4 protein-coding genes are annotated in these 3,403 nt (G+C 67.1%); 2 read left to right on the forward strand and 2 right to left on the reverse strand.

Annotation, left to right across the window (positions count from 1 at the left end; genetic code table 11):
• The first annotated feature begins 214 nt into the window (after nt 1-214).
• Both FJY88_12790 and FJY88_12795 read left to right on the forward strand, forming a co-directional pair.
• Nucleotides 215-1,063 (forward strand): tetratricopeptide repeat protein, encoded by an 849-nt coding sequence (locus FJY88_12790; GenBank protein ID MBM3288206.1) that lies wholly within the window; start codon nt 215-217, stop codon nt 1,061-1,063.
• Between the two features lie 56 nt (nt 1,064-1,119).
• Nucleotides 1,120-1,650 (forward strand): cupin domain-containing protein, encoded by a 531-nt coding sequence (locus FJY88_12795; GenBank protein MBM3288207.1) that lies wholly within the window; start codon nt 1,120-1,122, stop codon nt 1,648-1,650.
• Nucleotides 1,651-1,668: 18 nt separating this feature from the next.
• On the opposite strand, the gene FJY88_12800 is transcribed toward FJY88_12795, so the two are convergent.
• Together FJY88_12800 and FJY88_12805 are read right to left on the reverse strand one after the other, a co-directional pair.
• Nucleotides 1,669-2,262 carry a hypothetical protein gene (locus FJY88_12800; protein ID MBM3288208.1) on the reverse strand — a complete coding sequence of 198 codons (594 nt, stop codon included), beginning with the start codon at nt 2,260-2,262 and terminating at the stop codon, nt 1,669-1,671.
• Nucleotides 2,240-3,163, reverse strand: coding sequence for an ROK family protein (locus FJY88_12805; GenBank protein MBM3288209.1), 924 nt, complete (start codon nt 3,161-3,163; stop codon nt 2,240-2,242). Before FJY88_12805 ends, FJY88_12800 begins: the two co-directional genes overlap by 23 nt.
• Nucleotides 3,164-3,403: the final 240 nt, after the last annotated feature.

Consider the following 3,403-nt stretch of genomic DNA (forward strand, 5'->3'; position numbering starts at 1 on the left):
AGGGCCGCGAGGGCCGCGAGGATGGCGGCCCAGAGGCACCCCATGTGGAACGAGGAGAACTGCCGCATGGATCGACCTCCCGTCGGGATCCCCCGTAGGGAGCGTAGCGAACCGCATCTGCCCAGGCAAAAGCCAAGTTCACCGGAGGTGGACGGAGGAGTATCCTTCTCTCTTGAACGCCGCGCCTCGCGGCGCGAAGGAGGCTCCCACCCGGATGGCTGGCAAGAAGGAAGGACCGGACCGGAATCCGCCCCTCTCCGATGAGGTCATGGACCGCATCGACAGCGCATGGGACGCGCTGGAGAAGGGGGATATCGAGACCGCGAGCACCGAGGCCGAGGATCTCATGGAGGAGACCGAGGGGCATCCCGAGGTTCGCTTTCTGCTCGGCGCAGCCCTTCTCGAGAGCGGACATCCGGTTGAGGCCCTGGAGCACCTCGAGTCCGCCGAGGGACGGGTGGACAGCTCCAACGTCCATGTCTTCTACCTCGCCTCGGCGATGCTCGAGCTGGCGCGGTTCGACGAAGCCGAGGGGCTCTTCCGTCAGGTGATCGCCATGGACGAGGATCCCGCCCCCGCGCAGTTCGGGATCGCTCAAGCCCTGGAGCACCTTGGAAGGTACACGGAGGCCGAGGGCTTCTACGATCTGGCCCACCGCTCCGATCCGGTAGCCTACCCGCTCCCCACGCGGATGAAGCGGGAGGCCTTCGAGCGCGTCGTGCGCGAGGCGGCCGATTCGCTGCCCGAGGCGATCCTCTCGCACTTGAGCGAGATCCCGATCGTCGTCCAGGACCTTCCTGAAAAGGACGTCTTGTCGGCGGAAGGGGGGGATACCGTCACTCCCGCCGTGCTCGGCCTCTTCATCGGGCCCAGCATCAAGGACAAGTCGGTCTACAGCCCTCCATCGCTTCCGCCGACCGTCTTCATCTATCAGAGGAACCTCGAGAGGATCTGCCAGACCCGCGAGGAGCTGATCCACGAGATCTACCTGACCCTCTACCACGAGATCGGGCACTACATAGGTCTCGAGGAGGATGAACTGGAGGCGCGCGGCCTCGAATAGCACCGATTCGGAGCGGGCGGGCGGATGCCTCAATCGCCGTCGCGCGGAATCAGCCCATGAGAGACGCCAGTCGGGAATCGAACCCGTCTCCGGAGAGGATCATCCGGCTCCTCGCCTTGAGGGAGCATCCTCGGGAGAGAGGGTACTTCGCCGAGACCTATCGTTCGGCCGTGGATCTGCCGTTGGCGGGCCCGGCCGCTGCCGATCGGAGAAGTCGTTCTCTCAGCACCGCCATCTACTTCCTCGTCACTCCCGACCGTCCGTCCCCGATGCACCGCCTCTCAGGCGATGAGATCTACCACTTCTATTCGGGGGATCCCGTCGAGATCCTCGTGCTCAGTGGCTCGCAGGGGAGGATTCACCTTCTCGGCAACGACCTTGATGCCGGGATGAGGCCTCAGATCGTGATTCCGGGCGGAGCCTGGCAGGGAGCGTCGGTCGCGGCCGGGGGCAGATTCGCCCTGCTCGGGACGACGATGGCCCCCGGATTCGACTACGCCGACTATGAGGCCGGAGACCCCGCCGATCTCGCGAGTCGATTCCCCGAATTCGCGTCCTGGATCGCCGCGCTCGGCGTTTCTCGATGAGCCGCCTGTCCGGCGACGTCACATGGGGGCGAATCCGCGGTCGGCGAAGTAGGCGTCCCTGAGCTCCCGCTCTATGGCCATGAACTGGCGGTGGTGGCCCTCTTCCCAGGCGACGAGATGCTCGAAGACCTTCCGCGTCTCCGGATCCTCCGCCGTCCGGGAGACCTCCTTGTAGAACTGCACGGCCTTGGCCTCGAGATCGACCGCGAGCGCCACGACGGCCATCTCGAACTCTCCCCGGCGAAGCGAGCGACGAAAAGCGTCGTCGATGATGAACTCCTCGATCTTCTCCTTGGACCGCTCGCTCGGCTCATTCTCGGCCCAGGCGCCGGTCTTCATCAGAGAGGCGTAGTGCCGCTCGAGGTAGGCCTTGTGCCCCTGCTCCTCCTCGGCGAGCATCTCGAACATCCGGCGCGCGTCCGGGTCCTCAGCCTTCGCCGCAGCGGTCTTGTAGAGCTCCTGCCCCTTGATCTCGGTGATGATCGCGGTGCGCACCGCGTCGATCGCTGTCTGCAACTGCTCCTTCGTCATGGCTCCTCCTCCGGGGATCTCCGAGTCACCAGAGCAGGATACCCGATTCGACGGGATCTCATCCAGTGCCGTTGGCCTCATTCGCGGCGCCGCAGCCTAGCCAGGCCGCGCCGAGAACGCCGGCCGAGTCGCCCAGCAAGTTCGGCCTGACGGCCGTCAGCATCTCGTCATTGAAGAGACGGGAAGGCATGTGGCGCGCGGCGCCCTCCGCAAGGGCGGGCGCGCGCGAGATCCCGCCGCCGAGGACGATGATGTCGGGATCGAGGATGTTCACGACAAGGGACAAGGCCGCGGCGAGGCGTTCCTCGTAGGAGTCGACGATCCGGCGCGCACGCGGGTCCTTCTCCCGCAGCGCCCAGACCTCGAGGGCCGCGAGCGCATCGCCCCCGGCCTCGCGATAGGCTTTCTCGACCGCCGGTCCACACAGGTAGGTCTCGATGCATCCGCGCCGCCCGCAGTAGCAGGGGGGGCCGGAAGGGTCGAGAGGGTTGTGCCCCCACTCGCCCGCGATTCCCTGCGCCCCCGGCCAGATGCGCCCGTCCAGGACGATTCCTCCGCCGACGCCTGTGCCTAGGATCACGCCGAAGACGCAGCGCCCGCCTCGCCCCGCTCCATGGAGAGCCTCCGCCAGAGCGAAACAGTTGGCGTCGTTCTCGACGCGGACGCGCTGCCCCAGGCGCTTCTCGAGATCGAGCTGAAGGGGGCGCCCGATCAGCTCGGTTGTGTTGGCGTTCTTGACGCGGCCATGCGTCGAGGAGACTGCCCCGGGTATGCCGACGCCGATCGATCTCTCCGCGCCGCAGGCCCGCGCTCTGAGGGAGTCGACCATTGCCACGACAGCGTCGACGATCGCCTCGTACCCCTGACCCCGCGGCGTTGGGCGCCGGAACCTCAAGAGCGGCTCGATCGGGTCCCCGGCGAGGAGGACCCCCTCGATCTTCGTTCCTCCGAGGTCGACGCCTATGCGGAAGGTCGGATCCATGCTCACTCCATCATACGCCGCCCGCTCGCCCTCGCCGATAAGCGGCGCGCCCGCGCCCGCCGCCTGCGCAAGGGGGCGCTGTCCGCGCTCCGCCCTTCCAAGACCGCCGCGCGCCATGCTATCGTCTCCTCGCCGGGATCAGGCGGAATCCACTCCACTTCCCGGCGCGCGTATGCCGATAGGAAGTGGCGATGGCGGCGCCGTCGCGTCTCCGGCGAATGGCCGGCGAGGGCGCCACCT

It is taken from the genome of Candidatus Eisenbacteria bacterium (genome assembly GCA_016867495.1).
Taxonomy (GTDB): Bacteria; Eisenbacteria; RBG-16-71-46; order CAIMUX01; family VGJL01; genus VGJL01.

Coding starts and splice junctions, on each gene's coding strand:
- FJY88_12790 (MBM3288206.1), top strand. CDS start 215: ATGGCTGGCAAGAAGGAAGGACCGGACCGGAATCCGCCCCTCTCCGAT.
- FJY88_12795 (MBM3288207.1), top strand. CDS start 1,120: ATGAGAGACGCCAGTCGGGAATCGAACCCGTCTCCGGAGAGGATCATC.
- FJY88_12800 (MBM3288208.1), bottom strand. CDS start 2,262: ATGAGGCCAACGGCACTGGATGAGATCCCGTCGAATCGGGTATCCTGC.
- FJY88_12805 (MBM3288209.1), bottom strand. CDS start 3,163: ATGGATCCGACCTTCCGCATAGGCGTCGACCTCGGAGGAACGAAGATC.